The organism is Erythrobacter sp. Dej080120_24, assembly GCF_036322605.1.
Classification (GTDB): domain Bacteria; phylum Pseudomonadota; class Alphaproteobacteria; order Sphingomonadales; family Sphingomonadaceae; genus Erythrobacter; species Erythrobacter aurantius.
Genome location: NZ_AP027262.1, coordinates 868,521 through 887,812, shown reverse-complemented (window position 1 = coordinate 887,812; position 19,292 = coordinate 868,521). Strand labels below are relative to the sequence as shown.

Annotated in this window: 18 protein-coding genes and 1 tRNA gene; 8 read left to right on the top strand and 11 right to left on the bottom strand. The window is 63.2% G+C overall.

The window, feature by feature from the left end; translation table 11 throughout:
- Positions 1–76 precede the first annotated feature (76 nt).
- Positions 77–152 (bottom strand) — tRNA-Trp (locus tag AABA34_RS04425).
- A 122-nt stretch (positions 153–274) separates the two neighbouring features.
- Between AABA34_RS04425 and aat the strand changes: the two genes are divergently transcribed.
- On the top strand, positions 275–994 hold the full coding sequence (gene aat / locus AABA34_RS04420; RefSeq protein WP_445083757.1) for a leucyl/phenylalanyl-tRNA--protein transferase: 720 nt from the start codon (positions 275–277) through the stop codon (positions 992–994).
- Here the strand turns inward: aat and AABA34_RS04415 are convergent.
- The 4 genes from AABA34_RS04415 to AABA34_RS04400 form a co-directional block, all read right to left on the bottom strand.
- Positions 943–1,434, bottom strand: coding sequence for a DUF2155 domain-containing protein (locus AABA34_RS04415; RefSeq protein WP_338304060.1), 492 nt, complete (start codon positions 1,432–1,434; stop codon positions 943–945). The two genes, aat and AABA34_RS04415, sit on opposite strands and share 52 nt — an antisense overlap.
- A gap of 13 nt (positions 1,435–1,447) precedes the next feature.
- Positions 1,448–1,867 carry an NADH:ubiquinone oxidoreductase subunit NDUFA12 gene (locus tag AABA34_RS04410; protein WP_034956022.1) on the bottom strand — a complete coding sequence of 140 codons (420 nt, stop codon included), beginning with the start codon at positions 1,865–1,867 and terminating at the stop codon, positions 1,448–1,450.
- 208 nt (positions 1,868–2,075) lie between these two features.
- The gene (locus AABA34_RS04405; RefSeq protein ID WP_338304059.1) at positions 2,076–2,600 is read right to left on the bottom strand and encodes a DUF192 domain-containing protein; all 525 of its coding nucleotides are present in this window, start codon (positions 2,598–2,600) and stop codon (positions 2,076–2,078) included.
- Positions 2,594–3,271, bottom strand: coding sequence for a regulatory protein RecX (locus AABA34_RS04400; protein ID WP_338304058.1), 678 nt, complete (start codon positions 3,269–3,271; stop codon positions 2,594–2,596). Before AABA34_RS04400 ends, AABA34_RS04405 begins: the two co-directional genes overlap by 7 nt.
- Positions 3,272–3,400: 129 nt before the next feature.
- Here AABA34_RS04400 and AABA34_RS04395 point away from each other — a divergent pair, with 129 nt between their 5' ends.
- Positions 3,401–5,134 (top strand): fatty acyl-AMP ligase, encoded by a 1,734-nt coding sequence (locus AABA34_RS04395; protein ID WP_338304057.1) that lies wholly within the window; start codon positions 3,401–3,403, stop codon positions 5,132–5,134.
- Between the two features lie 6 nt (positions 5,135–5,140).
- On the opposite strand, the gene AABA34_RS04390 is transcribed toward AABA34_RS04395, so the two are convergent.
- Positions 5,141–6,148, bottom strand: coding sequence for a gliding motility protein GldB-related protein (locus AABA34_RS04390; RefSeq protein ID WP_338304056.1), 1,008 nt, complete (start codon positions 6,146–6,148; stop codon positions 5,141–5,143).
- 45 nt (positions 6,149–6,193) lie between these two features.
- On the bottom strand, positions 6,194–7,759 hold the full coding sequence (locus AABA34_RS04385; protein ID WP_338304055.1) for a DUF389 domain-containing protein: 1,566 nt from the start codon (positions 7,757–7,759) through the stop codon (positions 6,194–6,196).
- 210 nt (positions 7,760–7,969) lie between these two features.
- Here AABA34_RS04385 and AABA34_RS04380 point away from each other — a divergent pair, with 210 nt between their 5' ends.
- The 3 genes from AABA34_RS04380 to AABA34_RS04370 are packed head-to-tail and all read left to right on the top strand — an operon-like array spanning position 7,970 to position 10,318.
- A complete protein-coding gene (locus AABA34_RS04380; protein WP_445083756.1) occupies positions 7,970–9,202 on the top strand; it encodes a toxic anion resistance protein in 1,233 nt (410 codons plus the stop codon).
- Positions 9,202–10,014 (top strand): hypothetical protein, encoded by an 813-nt coding sequence (locus AABA34_RS04375; RefSeq protein ID WP_338304054.1) that lies wholly within the window; start codon positions 9,202–9,204, stop codon positions 10,012–10,014. Before AABA34_RS04380 ends, AABA34_RS04375 begins: the two co-directional genes overlap by 1 nt.
- Before the next feature lies 1 nt (position 10,015).
- On the top strand, positions 10,016–10,318 hold the full coding sequence (locus AABA34_RS04370) for a polyhydroxyalkanoic acid system family protein (protein WP_338304053.1): 303 nt from the start codon (positions 10,016–10,018) through the stop codon (positions 10,316–10,318).
- Between the two features lie 14 nt (positions 10,319–10,332).
- Here AABA34_RS04370 and AABA34_RS04365 read toward each other — a convergent pair whose 3' ends face one another.
- The gene (locus AABA34_RS04365; RefSeq protein ID WP_338304052.1) at positions 10,333–10,503 is read right to left on the bottom strand and encodes a hypothetical protein; all 171 of its coding nucleotides are present in this window, start codon (positions 10,501–10,503) and stop codon (positions 10,333–10,335) included.
- A 61-nt stretch (positions 10,504–10,564) separates the two neighbouring features.
- Here AABA34_RS04365 and AABA34_RS04360 point away from each other — a divergent pair, with 61 nt between their 5' ends.
- A complete protein-coding gene (locus AABA34_RS04360) occupies positions 10,565–11,104 on the top strand; it encodes a biliverdin-producing heme oxygenase (protein WP_338304051.1) in 540 nt (179 codons plus the stop codon).
- The gene (locus AABA34_RS04355) at positions 11,095–13,674 is read left to right on the top strand and encodes an HWE histidine kinase domain-containing protein (protein WP_338304050.1); all 2,580 of its coding nucleotides are present in this window, start codon (positions 11,095–11,097) and stop codon (positions 13,672–13,674) included. The genes AABA34_RS04360 and AABA34_RS04355 overlap by 10 nt, the downstream gene beginning before the upstream one ends.
- A gap of 3 nt (positions 13,675–13,677) precedes the next feature.
- Here the strand turns inward: AABA34_RS04355 and AABA34_RS04350 are convergent, their stop codons facing one another.
- The 3 genes from AABA34_RS04350 to AABA34_RS04340 are packed head-to-tail and all read right to left on the bottom strand — an operon-like array spanning position 13,678 to position 16,308.
- Positions 13,678–14,502, bottom strand: coding sequence for a class I mannose-6-phosphate isomerase (locus AABA34_RS04350; RefSeq protein WP_338304049.1), 825 nt, complete (start codon positions 14,500–14,502; stop codon positions 13,678–13,680).
- Positions 14,499–15,533 (bottom strand): mannose-1-phosphate guanylyltransferase, encoded by a 1,035-nt coding sequence (locus AABA34_RS04345; protein ID WP_338304048.1) that lies wholly within the window; start codon positions 15,531–15,533, stop codon positions 14,499–14,501. Before AABA34_RS04345 ends, AABA34_RS04350 begins: the two co-directional genes overlap by 4 nt.
- Before the next feature lie 52 nt (positions 15,534–15,585).
- Entirely contained in the window at positions 15,586–16,308 is a 723-nt protein-coding gene (locus AABA34_RS04340) for a hypothetical protein (protein WP_338304047.1), read from the bottom strand.
- A 94-nt stretch (positions 16,309–16,402) separates the two neighbouring features.
- Between AABA34_RS04340 and AABA34_RS04335 the strand changes: the two genes are divergently transcribed.
- Complete coding sequence (locus tag AABA34_RS04335; RefSeq protein WP_338304046.1) at positions 16,403–19,270, top strand: ATP-binding protein; 2,868 nt, start codon at positions 16,403–16,405, stop codon at positions 19,268–19,270.
- The last annotated feature ends 22 nt before the right edge of the window (positions 19,271–19,292 follow it).

Genomic DNA, 19,292 nt, shown 5'->3' with positions numbered 1-19,292 from the left:
GCCGCAGCGCGAGCGAAGGCCGTCTAGCGAGGACGCGCGCCCGGATGGGCGTGCGTAAGACCAAAAATGAATGAAATGGCAGGGGTGACAGGATTCGAACCCGTGGCCCTCGGTTTTGGAGACCGATGCTCTACCAGCTGAGCTACACCCCTGCAGGGAACGCGCCCTTTATAGCGCCCCATCGCAATACGCAACACGCAAGTGCCACCTTGTCGCGGGCGAATTTACGCCACCGCCTGTCGCATCCTGCCTAGCCTTGGCGCAAGGCGCTGGTATGGCTGCGCACGTCATGCATTCGCCGCTGCGATCCCCGATTCCGATTGAGACCCTGCTGCTCGCCTATCGCAGCGGGATTTTTCCGATGGCGGATTCGCGCGAGGATCAGGACATCTTCTGGGTCGAACCGCGCGACAGGGCGATCATCCCGCTGGACGGGCTGCATGTCTCCAAATCGCTGCGCAAGGTGCTGCGCGCCGACAAGTTCAAAGTGACCATGGACGAAGCGTTCGAGGACGTGATCCGCGCCTGCGCCGCGCCGCGCCCCGGCCATCCCGAAAGCTGGATCAGCGAAAGGATCGTCGCCAGCTATTCGGCGCTGCACCGTGCCGGCCATGCCCATTCGATCGAATGCTGGATCGAAACGCAGGGCAAACGCCTGCTGGTGGGTGGCCTGTATGGTGTCGCCTTCGATCAGGTGTTTTGCGGGGAAAGCATGTTCAGCCATTCGACCGACGCCAGCAAGGTCGCGCTGTGCTGGCTCGTGGCGATCCTCAAAAAGGCCGGTTACACCCTGCTCGACTGCCAGTTCATGACCGATCATCTGGCAACCATGGGCGCGGTGGAAATGCCGCAGGCCGATTATCTGGTGCTGCTGCATCAGGCGCGGGGCAAACCACACATGTGGCTGGACGCGGCCTATCGCGAATTCGCTGCCGGAACGGGTTATTCGTCGCCCGGAAACGCCATTGCGCAATTCTTGACCCAGACGTCGTAGATCGGGTGCTCGACCACGTTGAGGCTGGGGTTCTCCTTGAACAGCCAGCCGGAAAAGACGCGGGTGTGTTCATCATCGCCGCGTTCGCGCACGTCAACCTGCACGAATGCGCCGGTTTCCTGCGGCATTTCGAACGGCGCGGTGCGCTCGCAAGCGGCAAGCGTCAGGATCACCGGCCCGTCTTCGACGCTTTCGCCGGGGCGCAGCTCGAAATCCTTGGTGACATTGTTGCGCTTGTTCAGCAGTCCGATGGTCGCAACGCGTTCGGCCATCGGGGTCGACTGGCCGACTTCGAGCGGAGTCGAAGGCTCCGCCGCGTCTGTTGCACCCGCTGCTTCGACCGGCACGGTGACGCTTTCGCTTTCGCCGTCCGTCTCCTGCTCGCAACCGGAGAGAACCAGAACCGCGATGGCGGAAAGGAAGACCGCTGGAACGCGCATCGCGACTCCGGGCCTAGCCCTCCGGGCTCCAGGCTTCGTAATCGCCATCAGCCGCGGCACGCTTGCCGCCACGCTCAAGCGCGCCTTGCGGACGATATGCCTGCGCCGTGCCGGTGAGGTTGGGCGTGTAGTCGGCTTCCCAGATCTTGGGCGGAGGCAGAAAGCTTTCCGGTACATCGTCGAACGAGCCGTGCAGCCAGCCGTGCCATTCACTCGGCACGCGGCTGGAATCGTTAGGGCCGTTGTAGATCACCCAGCGGCGTTCCTTTTGCGTGTAGGAGCCGGTGTTGGGTCCGCCGCGCCCCTTGGCGCGATAGTATTTGTTGCCCTGCGCATCGGTGCCGACATGTTCGCCGCCGACGCGGGTGGACCACCAATGCGTGCCAAGCGTCGCACCGTCCCACCAGGTGAAGATTTTGCCGAGGATTCCCATGGGCCGAGCCGTTAGCCGAATTGGAGCGGAGCGCCAAGACGGAGAGTTCGATGGAATGCCGGTTTTATGCACGCCCGGCTTAAGAACGAGACCAACGGGCAGCACTCTCGCGCTGAAGCCGGACCGCGAAGCGGACCGCAAGCGCGACTACGCGCCCGCAGGCCCAACAGGGCCGAGGATACCGCGCCCCGGATGGGGCGCGCAAAGATCAGGGCGCCGCGCCTTCGGGCAGTTTCCATTCGACCAGATCGCCCGGCTTGATCCCCAGTTCCGCCGACAATCCGCCGCGGATCTCGAACACGGCGATGGCCGGGCCGTCGGATGCGACGCTGGCGGTGGAATAGGGCACGCCATCACCGATATTGATGATGCGATTGTCCTCTCCGATGAAGATGATGTCGAGCGGCAGCGGCGTGTTCTTCATCCAGAAACTGCGCATCTGCGGGACGTAGGAGGGGAAAATCATCCCCTCGTCATCGCCCATTTGCGTGCGGAACATCATGCCGCGTTGCTGCGCCGCGTTCGATGCCGCGACTTCGGTCACGAAAACATGGCGCTTGTCCCCGCTGAGCACGGTGACATCGATCAGTTCCAGCCCGGATTCGGGGTGGACGGCAGCGGCCTGCGTTTCGGGGGGAGCAACCGGCGCTTCCTGCGCAGCGCCATTGGCGGAACAGGCGGCCAGCCCCAGAACGGCAAACAGGGCGGCAATCGGGGCGGTCAGTCTTACCATGAACCAGCTTCCTTTGCGGTTTCTTCTTCGTCTTCGGCTTCGATCAGCCATTCATCGAGATCTTCGGGGGTGGCGGCTTCGAGGACAAAGGCCACGTGTTCGTACAAGTGGCCTGCACGCAGCATCGCGGCAACCTGTTTTTCGCGCCGCTTGTGCCGTGCCTCGGGCGCTTCGTCGGGATCGGCTTCGGGGGCGTAGGGGCCGAAGCGGCGCTTTTTCGCAAGCAGGATCGCCGCACGGCGGCTGTCGGCTTCTCCGGGCGTGTGATCGGCGCGCACGCCCTCCTCCACACCCGCCGCCCAAAGCGCCTGCTCGACCCGGCGCGCACCGTATCCGCGTGCCGTCAGATCGCGCGACTTGCTGCGGGCATAGGCATCATCATCGATGTAACCCAGTTCGATGAAGCGGGTGACAATGCCGGTGACATCGATTTCGCGCACCCGGCCATCGGCATCCTCAGCAATCCCGCGTTCGCGCAGCTTGCGGGCAAGATATCCTTCAAGCTTGGCCCCGGTGGTGGCAAAACGCGCGACATAGGAAAGCGCCAGATCGCGCAAGCTCGTTTCGTCCAGCGGGCGCGATTTGCGCGCGCGTTTGCGCTCCGATCCGTTGCCCGATCCATCGGTCCGATCGCTACCACGCGATGACGTTTTGCTTTCCTGTGAAACCATTTCGCCTTATTCGTGCCACAGTCCTTATCAAATGGGAAAGTTTGAACCGTTGCGCATGCCAGTGAGCACGGTAGGGGGACACTATACAAGGCGCACACATGCGCAGCAAATGACGGGTATCGCTAGGAAATGACCGACGCCGCTTTGACGCCGACGCCGAACGATTGCGACCTGCCGCGAATCCGCGCGCAGTTCGAAACCTTCAACGACGCGATCGATTACGCTGCTCGCAGCCGCAAAGGCCTCAATTTTCATGACATGCGCGGGCAATTGGAACGCGTGTATCCCTATGCCGAAATGCGCGAGGACGCGCTGGAAATGGCCTATCGCCTGGTCGGTGCCGGGATCGGCCCGCAGGACCGCGTGGCTTTGATCGCGGAAACGGGGGCGGATTTCGCCGCGCTGTTCTGCGCCTGCGTCTATGCCGGGGCCTGGCCGGTTCCGCTGCCGTTGCCGACCACCTTTGGCGGCAAGGACAATTACATCGATCAGTTGGCGGTGCAGCTGCAAAGCTCCGATCCGGCGATCCTGATCTATCCCGAAGAAATCGCGGAAATGGCCGAAGCCGCCGCCGCCCGGCAGGGTTGCCCCGCAACCAGCTGGCAGGAATTCTCCAAGCGCGAAGCGACCGAAACCGAGCTGCCCAAGGCGAGCCCGGACGACATCTGCTATCTGCAGTACTCCAGCGGCTCGACCCGCTTCCCCACCGGGGTTGCCGTCACTCACAGGGCGCTGCTGCACAATCTCTACGGTCATTCGACCACGATGAATCTGGGCGAGAATGATCGCTGCGTCAGCTGGCTGCCGTGGTATCACGACATGGGTCTTGTCGGCTGCTTCCTCTCGCTGATCGCCAATCAGGTGTCGGCAGACTATCTCAAGCCCGATGCCTTCGCCCGCCGTCCGCTGGCATGGCTCGACATGATCAGCCGCAATCCGGGCAACACGCTGTCCTATTCGCCGACCTTCGGATACGATATTTGCGCGCGCCGCATTTCCAGCCAGAGCAATGTCGGCGAACGGTTCGACCTGTCGCGCTGGCGCATTGCTGGCAATGGCGCGGACATGATCCGCCCGGACGTGATGCAGAATTTCGTCAACGCCTTTTCGGATGCCGGGTTCAAGGCTTCGGCCTTCACCCCGTCCTATGGCCTGGCCGAGGCGGTGCTGGCCGTCACCGTGATGCCGCCGGGCGAAGGGATCCGTGTTGAACTGGTGGAGGAAGAGCGCCTGTCGGGCACTCCGCGCGACATCAGCCGCCCCGCCCGTTACCGCGCGATCGTCAATTGCGGCAAGGCGCTGCCTGACATGAAGGTCGAAATCCGCGGCGAGGATGGCCATGCCAAGGGCGATCACCAGATCGGCAAGGTCTGGTGCCACGGCCCCAGCGTGATGCATTCCTATTTCCGCAATCCCGAAGCGACCGAGGATTGCCTCGTCGACGGCTGGCTCGACACCGGTGACATGGGTTATCTGGCCGACGGCTATCTGTTCATCGTCGGCCGGGCGAAGGACATGATCATCATCAACGGCAAGAACCACTGGCCGCAGGATATCGAATGGGCGGTGGAACAGCTGCCCGGCTTCAACCACGGCGACATCGCCGCCTTCTCGATCGAAACCGACAATGGCGAGGAAGCGCCTGCCGTGCTGGTGCATTGCCGTGTTGCCGATCCGGTTGAACGGGTGCGCCTGCGCGAACAGATCGCCGACAAGGTGCGCTCGGTTACTGGCATGAGCTGCGTTGTCGAACTGGTGCCCCCGCGCACCCTTCCGCGCACGTCTTCGGGCAAATTGTCGCGCGCCAAGGCGAAGAAGCTGTACCTGTCAGGCGAAATCGTCCCGATCCAGCTGGCGGCGTAATCGCTTTCAGATCGAGGGCAATTCCAGCCCGCTTTGCGCCAATACCGCTGACGGATTGTCGAATTCGAGCAATTCGAGAATCGCCGCCTGACGGTCCGGCGCATTGGCGACATAGCCTTCGGCAATCCGCATCCCGACCCAATAACCAAGCTCCGAAGGCCAGCCATCGGGCGGGTTTCCGGCATTGCCGATCCAGCGGGTGTAGGCCTGCATCTTGCGCTCCATCCCGATTGCAGGGTCGCGCCAGATGCGAACATCAGCCACGAATTCGCGCCAGACCAGTTCCTCGTTCTCTCGCGCCCATTTGGCGCGTGCGGGATCGGGCACCGAACCTGTCACCAGATGTGCGATGTAATCCGCCGTGCCTTCCATGATGGTTGCCGCCAGCAAGCCATCGCGTTCCAGTTTCGCCCGGTCGAGCCGCTGCATGGTGTGCACGGTTTCATGCGCGAAGAAATCCCGCATCAGGGCCCTGAATGCGGCTTCGTCGGGCGAAGCCCGGCACAAAACCTCCAGCCCCAGCACCTGCATTCCCGGACGTGCGGTGCCGCCGCTGTTGCCTGCGCCAAACACAACCGCGATGCGCGGCAGTTCGCGTTCGGGCAGCAACCCGCGAAACGCCAGATAGATCGCGCGCAGATCGCTCTCGCTTTGCCGGACCATGGGCAGGCATCGTTCCACCGCATCCGCATAAGCCGCGCGATCGGCGGCAATATTCGCCGCGAGATTGTTCGCGTCCACGATCCTGCCCGGAGTGAAGATCTCCAGCGCGCGGCCGCCGCGATCAAGATAGCCCGATTTCAGCTGCGCCGCATCGGGCGCGCCGCCGGTTTCGCGAAACAGATCGGCAAAATGCAATGCGTCGTCGAGTTCGATCGTTACAGTGAACGGATCAAGCGGCTCTGCGCTGGAGTCGTCCTGCGCGAAGGCGGGCGAGTGCGATGGGACGTTGATGAGGAGCGCCGCAAGCAAGCCAAAGCCTGCGACCGATAGCCCCCGAAACAATCGTCGCATGCCCGCTTCTCCTTTCGCGCTTGGCGGTGTCCCGATATTCTCGTGTTAATTCCCGCCCCAGTCCGCGCGCAGGGGGCCGCCCGCGCTGCGCACCGTCACGCTGACGCCGCGCTGGGCGAGCAATTCCGCCGCCTGCGTTGCCTGATCCGAAGGCCCGATCAGCACGATCGGCAGGTCGATCCGCTTTGAAGCCCATTCCACCGTGGCCAATGCCTGCGCGCCTTCAGGCGTCGGGCCGGTTTCGTCAAAGGGGATTTCGTCCGGCAGATCGCCAATCGGCGGCAGCAGTTCGATCATCCAGTCCGGCTCGGTCGCGGCAATGCGAGCTTCGAGCGCGCGATAGGCCGCCAGCGTCGCCCCATCGAGCCGCTCCGCGCGCACCGTCGCCCGGCGGCGGGTGCGGTCCACCGTAACTTCGTCTTCGGTTACGCCCGCCACCAGCGCCAGCCGCGTGGCAAGGTCTTCAGCCCGCTCCAGCGCGACCGCTTCTTCATTGGCGCGCGCGGCGGAAAGCTGGGCCTGTTCGGCGGCGGCGGCTCCGGTGGGAACCTGATACTGGGTCAGGGTAAGTTCGACCGGGCGCGAAAGGCGCTGTGCCAGCGCGCGTTCGATCCTCGCTTCGGCTTCGGGCTGGATCTTGGGTGTCAGCATCGCCGCGGTGATCGAAACCGGGTCGGACGCGAAATCTATGGCGAGCGAATCGATCAACGCATTGGGATCGAAGGCAACGCGGATTTCGTCGCGCGCGATGCGCTGGGCATTGGTCTGCCAGGCGATCTGTTGCAGCGAATAGGCCAGCGGGATCGCCAGCGCCACGAACACGGCGGCAACGGCAATGTTCTGGTAAAGCGAGTTGCGCTGGCTGAGGTTGGTCTGGAACCCGTAAAGCCGCGCCATCGCCCATGCCGTCAGCGCGATGGTGATGAGGTTGGTAACATAGAGCAGCAGCGCGCCCGAAAACACCGTCCAGTTCCATGTCGCAAGACCGAAGCCGACTGTGGCGAGCGGCGGCATCAAGGCGGTGGCGATCGCCACGCCGACGATGGTGCCTTCGCGCCCGCGGATCATGGCATAAGCGCCTGCCATTGCCGAAAACAGCGCGACGAACAGGTCGAACAGGTTCGGCTGGGTGCGTGCGGCGATTTCCGGCGTGATCGTCTGGATCGGCGACAGATAAACCAACGCCCCTGTCAGCCCGACTGCCATCACCGTGCCCCAGGCAAGGCTTTTCGCGGATTGCCGCAGCCAATGGTAATCGCCGATCGCCAGGGCAAATCCCAGCCCCATGATCGGCCCCATCAGCGGCGACAGCAACATTGCGCCGATCACCACTGCCGGCGATGACAGCAACAGGCCGAGCACCGCGATGCCCGCGCTCATCGCGGTCATGAACAGGTAGCGTTCCGACATCAGGCAGTCTTCGCGGCGCTTCTCGATCACTTCGGCCTGTTCGACCGTGCCGATCACATCTTCGCGCCACCAGCGACGGAAGCTGAACAGCACGCGGGTGATCGACATGCCTTCGCCCTGTACCGCGCCGATGCCCTTGTTGGGCAGCGGGGTATAGCCGGAGCTCGATGGTGCGGGCGGAGGAGTGGTTTCGTCAGTCACGGATCGCGTTTTCCTGAATTGAACGCAGCATCTAGACCGATTTGCAGACAAGGGAAAGCTGAGCCGGATGCGGCTAAAATGCACATTGGCGTGGCGGCGGGAAACGCGCTAGTTTCGATCCGGCTTGAAACGCGTGTTTTAGATTACTAATACACTATCAGATACGAGCTCGGTCCGAGGCAGGGCCGGATCAGGGAGCACAAACGCCGCATGAGCACCGAAATGACGCCCGAAAAGAACATCGCCACCGCGACCAAGACCGCGACGGATTTCACGCTGACCCCGCCCGATCCGGTGCCGGTGGTTGCCGCGGAAAAGGCGGCAGGGCTGGTGCCCGTGTCGGACGAACAGAAATCGAAGCTCGATGTGAAGGTCGATGCCTTTGTCGCCGATCTCGTTTCGGTCGATGCCAACTCGCCTGCCTTCGGCGAAAAGGTCGATCAGATCACGCGCATGGGCCAGGAACAGATCCGCGCCGCTGCAGGCCATTCGAACCGTTTCCTTGATCGACCGGTGCGCGCGATGGATGCCGACAGCAGCGTCGGCAGCGATCTGGCCGAATTGCGCCGGACGGTCGAAGATCTCGATCCGGGCCGCAAGGGCAAGCTGCTGTCGCCGCGCAAGCTGTTCGGCATCATCCCTTTCGGCAACCGGCTGAAGAACTATTTCGACAGCTACACCAGCGCGCAGGGCCACATTCAGGCGATCCTTGCCCGGCTCGAAAGCGGCAAGAAGGAACTGCATCTCGACAATGCCGCGATCGACACCGAACGCGCCAAGCTGTGGGAAGCGATGGGTGAGCTGGAGCAGATGATCCACATCGCCAAGACGCTGGACGCGCGGCTTGAGCAAAAGGCGCTCGAACTCGACTCAAGCGACCCGGAAAAGGCCAAGGCGCTGCGCGAATCCGCGCTGTTCTATGTCCGCCAGCGCACGCAGGATTTGCTGACGCAGATGGCAGTCAGCGTGCAGGGCTATCTCGCGCTTGATCTGGTCAAGAAGAACAATGTCGAACTGGTGAAGGGCGTGGACCGCGCCAGCACCACCACCGTGGGCGCGCTGCAAACGGCGGTGACGGTGGCACAGGCGATGACCAACCAGAAACTGGTGCTGCAGCAGATCACCTCGCTCAATCAGACCACCAGCGACATCATCGATTCGACCAGCACGCTGCTGCGCGAACAGACCGCACAGATTCACGAACAGGCCGCTTCCAGCACGATCCCGCTGGAAACGCTGCAGCGCGCTTTCCAGAACATCTACGACACGATGGACGAGGTCGACGATTTCAAGGTGCGCGCGCTCGCCAGCATGAAGCAGACCGTCAATGTGCTGTCGGACGAGGTCGAGAAGTCGAAAGGCTATATCGCCCGCGCCGAAGGGCAGGCCCAGGCTCAGGCCAAGGTCGCTTCGGAACCGTCCCTGCTCGCGCTGGATAGCTGATGACCGATTCCACCCGCGAATCCGATCAGATCCTGCGCGCGGCGAAACAATCGCTCGTCACGCAGCGTGACGAAGGCGGCACCCATCGGCCGGGCCGGGGCAGCATCGGCAAGGGTTCCGCCGCGGCCAAGCGCAAGGTCTGGATCAACCGTGCCAAGTATTTCGCCGGTGCGATCATCACGATCCTCGTCAGCGCGTCGGTTGCCGGTATCGTGCTCGACGGGATCGGCTTTACCGGGGTGATGATGGTCGCCCTTGCCGTGATGGCGGCGGCCTTCGTTTTCACCAATTACCCCAAGGTGAAGGTGCCCAAACGCGGCGAGCTGAAACAGGGCAACCCGCAGCAGATGGTTGCGCGGACCGAATTGTGGCTGGAATCGCAGCGCAGCGCGCTCCCGCCCCCCGCTGCCGCGATTGTCGATCAGCTGGGTGTGCAACTGGATGCGCTCGGCCTGCAATTGCAGACCATCGATGCCGCCCATCCGGCCATGGGCGAAGTGCGCGAGCTGGTGGGAGAATACATCCCCGAAACCATCGACAATTACCGCAAGATCCCGGCGCATCTGCGCAAGGAAGAACACGCGGGAAAAACCGCTGACGAACGTCTGACCGAAAGCCTCACCAAGCTTTCGAGCGAGGTTGATCGGGTTACACGCCGCCTCGCCGAAGGGGCGCTGGACGATCTCGCGGTGAAATCACGCTATCTCGACTATCGTTACGGCGGTGACGAACTGATTGCGGATATGCGCGAGGAAGGGTCGGGGGTGCCCCTGCCCGATTTCGCCACGGAAAAGCAGAAGGCGGAACGATAGGATGCGCGTCTCACTCCCCCATTCGCTCGGCAAGGGAGAAGTGCGCGCACGGATGCACAAGCATGGGCATGAAATCGCCAATTACTTCCCGCCCGGCATGGCCACGGTCGAAAACAGCTGGCCGCATGAAGACCGGATGGACCTCGTCATCACCGCCGCGGGACAACGCATAAAGGGCGGCATCGACATCGCCGAAGACAGCGTTCTGATCGAGATGGACTTGCCGGCCATGCTCGGTTTTCTCAGCGGCACGCTCGAACGGGCAGTGAAAAAGCACGGCGGACGGCTGCTCGAAAAAAGCTGATCCGCAGGCGGCTTTCAGTAACCTTCAAATAAATCAATACCTTGGGAGATTTTCTCCAATCCGTGGCAATGCGCAATGCATTTGCCAAGCGCCGCCCCTTGTGTCATTCTGCCTGGACAGTTTGGCTGACCACCTTGATTGACGCTTCTGCTGACGAAGCAGCCGGTCGCCTGGTTCTTGGCCATGCGCATTTTTTGGCGCGAGGCATGGCATATGACGGCTCCAGCCGTGAATTTGAGATACCGGTTGCGTGAGGCAACAGCGCGGGCGCACGATCTGCTCGACGATGCCATGCGCGCCGCATCCGGCTGGGAAACACCCACAGACTATGTCCGCTTCCTGCAGCTGCAGCACGCGGCGCGGGTTCCGATAGAGGCGTGGCTCGATCGTCATGCCCCGGCTGATCTCAATCCCCCGCACATGACCTTGCTGATCGCACAAGACCTTCGGGCCATGAACGCGAAACCACCCTGCGCGGGCCAGGTGTTTTCATCGCCATTGCAAGATCGCAATGCCGTGCTGGGGGTTGCATGGGCGCTGGCCGGATCAGCACTGGGCAATCGCTCCATCCTCAAGGAGGTGCGGCGCACAGCCGGCACTGGAACGAGTCTGCCGGTCGCGTTCCTTGGCGATTCCGGAATGATCGCCTTCTGGGGCCGCTTGCGCCGCCGGATCGAAAGGGCAGGAGGCGACGAGCAACTCGCCAATGCCAGCGCAGGGGCGGCCGCGGTATTCGATCATTTCCTTGCAACAGCCATGCAAGCGGAGGCTGTGCCATGCAGCTGAACCCCAAACCCGCGCAGCAGACCGAATGCGATAGGGAGGCAATCCATCACATTGCCGCGATCCAGCACTTTGGCGGGCTAATCGCGCTTACGGCTGACTGGCTGATCGCGCACCGATCGCTGAATTGCGGGGAATTGCTCGGCTTGCCTGAATTGCCGCAAACCGGATCGCCCCTGTCCGCGCATTTCCTGCCGCGCGCGATGGAAGCGCTCAAACAGGCGGTGGAAGACATGCGCGGCCCGGACGATGTCCAGCGGATGTTCGGCATCCGCCTTGTCGCCGGAGGGCCGCTGCTGGACTGCGCGGTGCACCAGTCGGGCACCATGGCGGTGATCGAATTCGAACCTCATGCAATCGCCGACTATGCCGATCACCTTGCCCTGATCGGCCCGGCGTTGCGCCAGCTTGAACCGATCCGCGAACCGCAGGAATTGTTCGAGACGGCCGCACGGCTGGTGCGCCAGATGCTCGGCTATGACCGGGTGATGGTCTATCGCTTTCACGCGGACGAAAGCGGGGAAGTCGTGGCGGAGGATCGCCGCGACGACCTGACACCCTATCTCGGACTGCGCTACCCGCGGGCGGACATTCCGCAACAGGCACGCGAATTGTTCGTCCGCAACCGCTTTCGTGTGATTGCCGACATGGACGCGGACGCCGTCCCCATCGAACCGGCCGTGAGTGTCGATGGCGCGCCGCTCGACCTTTCGATGAGCATGCTGCGCGCCCATTCGCAGATGCACCTTCAATACATGCGCAACATGGGTGTGGGCGCATCGCTGGCAATCGCAATCGTGCGGCACGGGAAGCTGTGGGGCATGATTTCGTGCCACCACATGACCCCGCGTCTGCCCGCCTTCTCGCTCAGGACTGTGTGCGAGACTTTCAGCCAGATGTTCTCGATGATGCTCGACCGGATGCTGATCGAACGATCCGACCTGCTGCGTGCGCGCGGGCGGCAATTGCACGATCAGTTGATGCTCAAGCTCGCGGGCGGCACTTCGCTTGCCCACAGCGTGCCGATGCTGGAAGAAATGCTGGCTGACCTGATCCCGCATGACGGCGTTTCGGTGCTGATGAACGGCGAATATCGCGCGCAAGGGGCGGCCCCGGACAAGGCCCAGTTTTCCCGGCTCGCCCCGGCTCTCGCCACGGCTCCGCCCAGCGCGCTGATGGCGGTCAATGCACTGGCCGATCACCTTCCCGAAGCCGCCGAATTCGCGGACAAGGCAGCGGGTGCGCTGGTTCTGCCGATTTCACGCAACCAGCGCGATTTCGTGATCCTGTGGCGCAAGCCGCTGACGACGACGGTGACATGGGCAGGCAATCCGGCAAAGGCCATTGCGCCGTCAGGTGAAAGGCTCGAACCGCGCAGCAGCTTTGCCGCCTGGGCGGAAACAGTCGAAGGCAGCAGCGAGGATTGGTCCGCCGACGAACTGATCATAGCCGAAGGCCTGCGCGTCACCCTGCTCGAAGTCGTGCTGAGGATGAGCGACGAAGTCGCCAAGGAACGCAAGCGGGCCGAGGAGCAGCAGGATCTGCTGATCGCAGAGCTGAACCACAGGGTTCGCAACATCCTCAACCTGATCCGCAGCCTCGTCTCCCAATCGCAGGACGAAACGCTCAGCGTCGCGCAATTCGCGCAGCTCATCGGCGGACGCATCGCTGCGCTGGCAAGCGCGCATGACAATATCACTCGCAAGAACTGGTCGCCCGCCCCGCTCTCGCTCCTGTTCGAGACGGAGCTGGCTGCCTATGTGAACGAAAAGCGCGACCGCTTCGTCTTCGATGGCGAAGACGTTCTGATCCGCCCCGAAGCCTACACCGTGCTGGCGCTGGTGGTGCACGAACTGGTGACCAATTCCGCCAAGTACGGGGCGCTTTGCGACAGCCACGGACGGCTCGAAATCCATGTCGAACGCACGCCTACCGGCGATCTTGGCATCAGCTGGCGCGAAAGCGGCGGACCGCCGGTGCGGCAGCCATCAAGGCGCGGCTTCGGCTCTACCATCATCGAACGATCGATCCCGTTCGAGTTGAAAGGCGAGGCGGATTTGCGCTTCAAGCTGGCGGGACTTGAAGCCGATTTCGTCATTCCCAAACGCTTCTTCGAAAAGAACACGGTGAGCGAGGCAAGCAGCGCCGAAAAGGCTGCCGCAGCTGCAAATGACGATGATCGCGGCCCCGCAGGCACACGCACCGCAGCGGGCGCGGCGGCGCGTCCCCGGCATGTGCTGGTCGTCGAAGACAGCATGATCATCGCGCTCGACACCGAAGAAAACCTCAAGCGGCTCGGGGTGAAGACTGTCCATGTCGAAAGCAGCGTGTTTGGCGCGTTGAGCGCGATCGATCAGCGCAGGCCCGATTTCGCGATTGTCGATTTCAACCTCGGCAGCGAATCCTCGGCCCCTGTCGCGCGTGAGCTGGCCAATCGCCGCATCCCCTTCGTGCTAGCCACCGGCTATGCCGAGGTGGGCGACAAGCTGGCCGAATTCGGAGCCTCGGCCCTGATCCGCAAACCCTACGGCCGGGACGAGATCGAAGCGATCCTCGATCAGCAATTCGGCTAGATTCTAGCCCTGATTGGGCCGCGTAAGGATTGTCACCCCCGCGTTCGCAAAATCAATCGCGGCGATGTCATCGGCGTAGAGGCATTGCCCCGGCCCCGCCTTGATCCCGTTTGCGCTGATGCTGCCACTCAGCGGCAAGGCAAGCAGGGGCTGCGCATAGCGATTGGCGAGCAACCGTCCGGGCCGCCCTTCGATCCGGTCCATCCGGAAGTGCGCGGCGTCGATGAGCGTCCGCCCACGCTCCGCCACGGAACTGCGATGGCATAGCGGATAGGGCGCCGGATCGAGCACCGCCAGCGCCCGCTCCAGATGCAGCTCGCGCGGGCGCCCATAGTCGTACAGGCGGAAGGTGGAGTCGCTCGCCTGCTGGATTTCGAGCAGGGACAGACCCGGTCCGATGGCGTGAACCGTCCCGGCAGGCAGGAAGAACACATCACCCGCGCTAGCCTCGTGCCATTTCAGCAGGCCTTCAATCGATCCGTCCAGCGCCGCCGCGCGGACCGTTTCGATTGGCACTTCGCGTTCGAACCCGATGGCGAGCCTTGCGCCGGGCTCGGCATCAAGCACCAGCCAGCATTCTTCCTTGCCGTCTTCTCCCGGCAATGCGGTGGCATCGCTTGGATGGACCTGAACCGACAGCTTTTCGCTGGGGAAGAGGTATTTCGCCAGCAGGCCGGGCATTTCGGGGGGAGGTTCGAACCAGATTTCGCCGATCCGCCGCCCGGCAGGGGTCGCGAACGGTGCGGGCAGCACGTCACGGCCCCACACTTTTTCAACCATGCGCGTGTTCAGCAGCCGTGTCGGCAATGGGCGCGGGGCGAGGCTCATTGTTCACTCGCTCCCTTGAGTCGGCCAACGAGTTGCGCACCATCGCGGGTGGTCACAAGCACCTCGTCACCGGACACGACAATGCACAGATCGCTGGCGCCAATCGCGGAGATTCGCGGCCCATCTGTCACCGCGAGTACGTTGTCGCATTGCACCAGCTCCGCCGGGCCACGCACGGCATTGCCTGCTTCGTCCTGCTCAAGCGCATCATGCAGCGCGGCAAAATTGCCGATGTCCGACCAGCCCATGTCGGCGGGCACCATCGCGGCACGATCGGTGTGTTCCATGATCGCGTAGTCGATCGATTCCCCGGCAATCGCCGCGAAGTGATCGGGATCGGGGTGAAAGCGCGTGCCTTGCGTCGTACCGTTGGCCACCGCTGCGCCAAGGTTTTGCGCCATCGTCGGCCGGTGCGTTGTAAGCTCATCGAGCAAGGCTCCGGCGCGGAATGCGAATATCCCGCCGTTCCAGCTGTATTCTCCGCTGGCGAGATAGGCCTCTGCGCGATTGCGATCAGGCTTTTCGACAAATTGCGCGATGGCGTATCCGCCCGCAAGCGGCTCGCCCCGGCGAATATAGCCATAGCCGGTTTCGGGGCGATCGGCGGCGATACCGAAAGCGACGAGATGATCCTGCGCGGCCTGTTCGGCAGCAGCCAGCGCGGCTGCACGGAACGCGTCTGCGTCGGCAATGTGATGATCGCTAGGACACACCAGCATGATTGCGTCGCGATCGAGCAACGCCGCCGCCAGGGCAATCGCCGGAGCGGTGTTGCGGGCGCAAGGTTCAACGATCAGACGGTGAGCCGCGCCATGCATCTGCGTTTCGATCAGATCGGCGTGTTCGGCCCCGGCAACAATCACCGGTTCGGCAAACCGGGCATCGCCAGCCACCCGCGCAACCACCTGTTCGAAAAGGCTTTTCGCACCCGTCAGCGGCAGGAACGGCTTGGGCAATTGCTTGCGGCTGAGCGGCCACAACCGGGTGCCGCTGCCGCCGCACAGGATCACAGGATGGATTTGGCTCTGCATTACCATGGCAGACCTTTACCCCCCGAACAGTGTAAATCCCGTGAAGACCGAACTAACGCTCCCGAAAATCAACGCGGTAACCATAGCGCGCTTCGACAGGATCACCGGCACGGTTGCGCGCCGGGTTGAACCGGATTTTCTCGATCACCAGCGGGCATACGAGAGCGGTGCTTTGCGCATCCGCACTGCTTTGCGTGACCGAACAATCGCGCGCACGGCCATCCTTGGTGACGGTGAAGAACACGGTGACGGATGTGCCGAAGCGCGCCGCGCGCCCGCCTTCGGGGACCGGGAAGTCGCGGCGCACATCGAGGCTGCCGGATCGCACGCTGGGGCGCACCGCAACGCCATTGCCTTGCCCGCCACCCTGATTGCCGCTGCCCGTCCCCAGCCCGTCACCTTGGGCGCCTGTGCCGTCGCCGGATTCGCGGGCGCCCGATCTGTCCGCCGTGCCAGTTGAAGATGCTTCGGGCCGGGGTTCGGGCTTGCGCTCGATCGGGGTACGCGGCGCTGTCACCGGCTGCGGCACGGCCTCCTCACCCGGATTCCCTTGCGCGCCCTCATCGGGTTCGGGCGGAGTTTCCGGCTCGTCAGGGGTGGTGACGGTAACGGTAAAGACCGCTGCGACTTCGCGCTCCACACTCGCGGTGAATTCGGGCGCGAGCAGCCGCGACAGGCCGTACAGCGCGACCACGTGGAACACCGCAATCGCCAGCAACAGAGGCAAGCTTAGCCGCTTCGGTTTTCCCGGATAGCCGTGTTGAGGGGTGCTCATCCCGAATGTGCCACCTTAGCGTCCAGCCCTCCCCGCCGCGTCACGATCACGTCCGCGACGCTCGCTGCTTATACCACCAATCGGGACAAATGCGATGGACCCTGCGCACGAAGGAGCAAGAAAGATCAACACCTTCGCCTTCCCCATCCCCCTTGCCCCGGTCGACCTGCGCAGTCTCGGCATCGCGCTGCTGACGGGTCTGGGCTTCTTCATGCTTGGCGTCATCTGCCTCGCGCTCTCGCGTTTCGACGCGGTGCTGGCGAGCGTGTGGCTACCCAATGCCGTTGCTGTTGCCGTCCTGCTGCTGGCGCGGCCACGCAGCGAAGTGCCCCTTTATGCCTGCATCGCAATGGCGAGCCTTGGCGCGCAAGCCCATGCCGGTTTTGCCCCGCTGCAATCGCTGTTGCTGACGGCAGCGAACCTGATCGACATCGCGCTGATCACCCGGCTGACCCGTAGGGGATGCGGCGGTCGACCCGCGATGACCGATCTCCACCACCTCGGCTGCTTCCTGTTTTGCGGCGGAGTCATCGGCCCGGTTGTGTCGGCGACCGTCGCCGCATTCGGCATGGCCGGGTCAGTCCCCGATGCCATCGCGGGGGCGGCTGCCTGGTTCCTGGCGGACAGCATGGGAATGATCCTGATCGTACCCGCCGTGCTGCTGATCGCAGAGGCAGTGCGTGTGCGGGACAGTTCGAACGCAGCCGAAACCCTCGAGCACAGCGCGCTCATGCTGGGGGGCATGATCGCGGTGATGATCGTATTCAGCCAGAGCGCCTATCCGCTGATGTTCGTCATCCCGCCGATTACGCTGCTGGTGGCGTTCCGGCTGGGAGGATTGGGGACGGCGCTCTATGTTCCCGGCACGGCAATCCTGGCCAGCTGGATGACCTTTTCGGGATACGGCCCCATTGCAGGCAATGCCGGAACCGACATTGGCAAGATGTTCGTGATGCAGGCTTTCATCGCCGCGAACTTCCTTACCGGTCTGCCGATTGCGGCAATCCTCGCCGGGCGCGATCGCATGACGGCAGAACTGGTTCGCGGGCGGCGCGAATTGAGCCTGCTGGCGGAAAACGTGACCGACGCGGTTCTGCGGATCAACCGGCGCGGCATTTGCACCTATGCCTCCCCTTCGGTGCGGGAGGTTCTGGCGCGTGAACCCGGTGACCTGATCGACCGCCCGCTCTTCGAAACCACGCATGACGACGCGGGCTTGCGCTTTGCCGAAGTGGTCGATCGGCTGTTGCGCGGGGACATGGACAAGGAACGGATCAGCTACCGCCGCGATTGCGATGCCGGGGATGGGCGGCCCGTCTATATCGAGGCCGATTGCGCCATCGCGATCGATTCCGAAACCGGGATGTGCAGCGGCGTCGTCATTTCGGCGCGCGACATCACCGCGCGGGTGGAGCTGGAACAACTGCTGACCCGTGCACGGCGCAAGGCCGAGGATGCCGCCAGCGCCAAGAGCGAATTCCTTGCCAACATGAGCCACGAGATCCGCACTCCGATGAACGGCGTATTGGGCTTTGCAGACCTCTTGCTGCAAGGCGATCTATCCGATCAGGAACGCCGCTACGCTCAGATGATCGCCCAATCGGGCCGCTCGATGATGATGTTGCTGAATGACATTCTCGACCTGTCGAAGATTGAAGCGGGTCAGGTGGCGATTGATAAGGGGCCGGTCGACCTTTTCGCCACGATAGCGGATTGCACGGCGCTCCATGCCCCGGCAGCGGCGCAAAAGGGGTTGTCGCTCTCGTTTCACAAGGATCAGGAAGAGGGATCGGAAAAGCACCGCTGGATCGTGACGGACGGCCTGAGGCTGCGCCAGATCATGCTCAATCTGATCGGCAATGCGGTGAAATTCACGCCGAGCGGTTCGGTCGATATCCGGTGCCGACTGGTCGATGGCGAAGTCCGGATCGAAATTGCCGATACCGGGATCGGGATCGACGCGGACAGCCTCGAGGCCATCTTCTCTCCCTTTACACAGGGCGAAACAGACACGGCGCGGCGTTTTGGCGGGACGGGACTGGGGCTGAGCATCAGCCGCCAACTCGCCGAATTGCTGGGCGGGCGTATCGAGGTCGAGAGCGCGCCCGGCCAAGGATCGGTCTTCACTGTCGCCCTGCCAGCTTCGCTCGCCGAGCCTGACACGCTCGAACCTTCCACCCTGCCGCCAGATCCCGCTCTTCCCCTGCCCGATGCAGCACGAGTGCTGCTGGTCGAGGATAATGAGGTGAACCGGGTGCTTGGCACGGAGATGCTGGAGCGTTGCGGGCAAACCGTGGAGGTCGCGCATGACGGGCATGAAGCCATCGCCATGGTTATGGACGGCATGATGCGCGGCAAGCCGTTTGATCTGGTGTTGATGGATGTGCAGATGCCCGTCTGCGATGGCTATGCCGCGACGCGGGCCATCCGTGCCGAGGGTATCAGCGCAGGCGTGCTGCCTATCATCGCGCTGACAGCCAATGCCTTCCCTGAAGATATCGCCGATGCGCGGGAAGCCGGGATGCAGGGCCATCTGGCAAAGCCGCTGGCATTTGCCGATCTGGCGCGCGTGCTCCAACGCTGGTTGCCGACGCGCATCGTCGATGCAGGTCAAGCTGGGTGCGAGGCCGCGCCCCCCACGCAGCACCATACGCCAAAGCTGCAACGCCAGTGGGAGAATCGCCGTCAGGAGACGATCCGTGCCGTTCGCCGTGCGCTAGACAGTGGGGCGCTTGAGCGGGATTGCCCCGTGACCGATACGGGCGAGGAGCTGGCGCGGCTCGTCCATCGTCTGGCCGGGACAGCCGCGGTTTTCGGTGAAGCCGAGCTTGGCGATCAGGCCGCCGCGCTGGAACGTGCGATCCGGCAGAACATGTCCAGCCAGCTGCGCAAGACGCTGGCCCGCGATCTGCTCGATCTGGCGGATGACAGAGCGCCTTTGGTGGGGGTTGCAGGGCGTTGACTCACCCCTGAAACGCAAACGG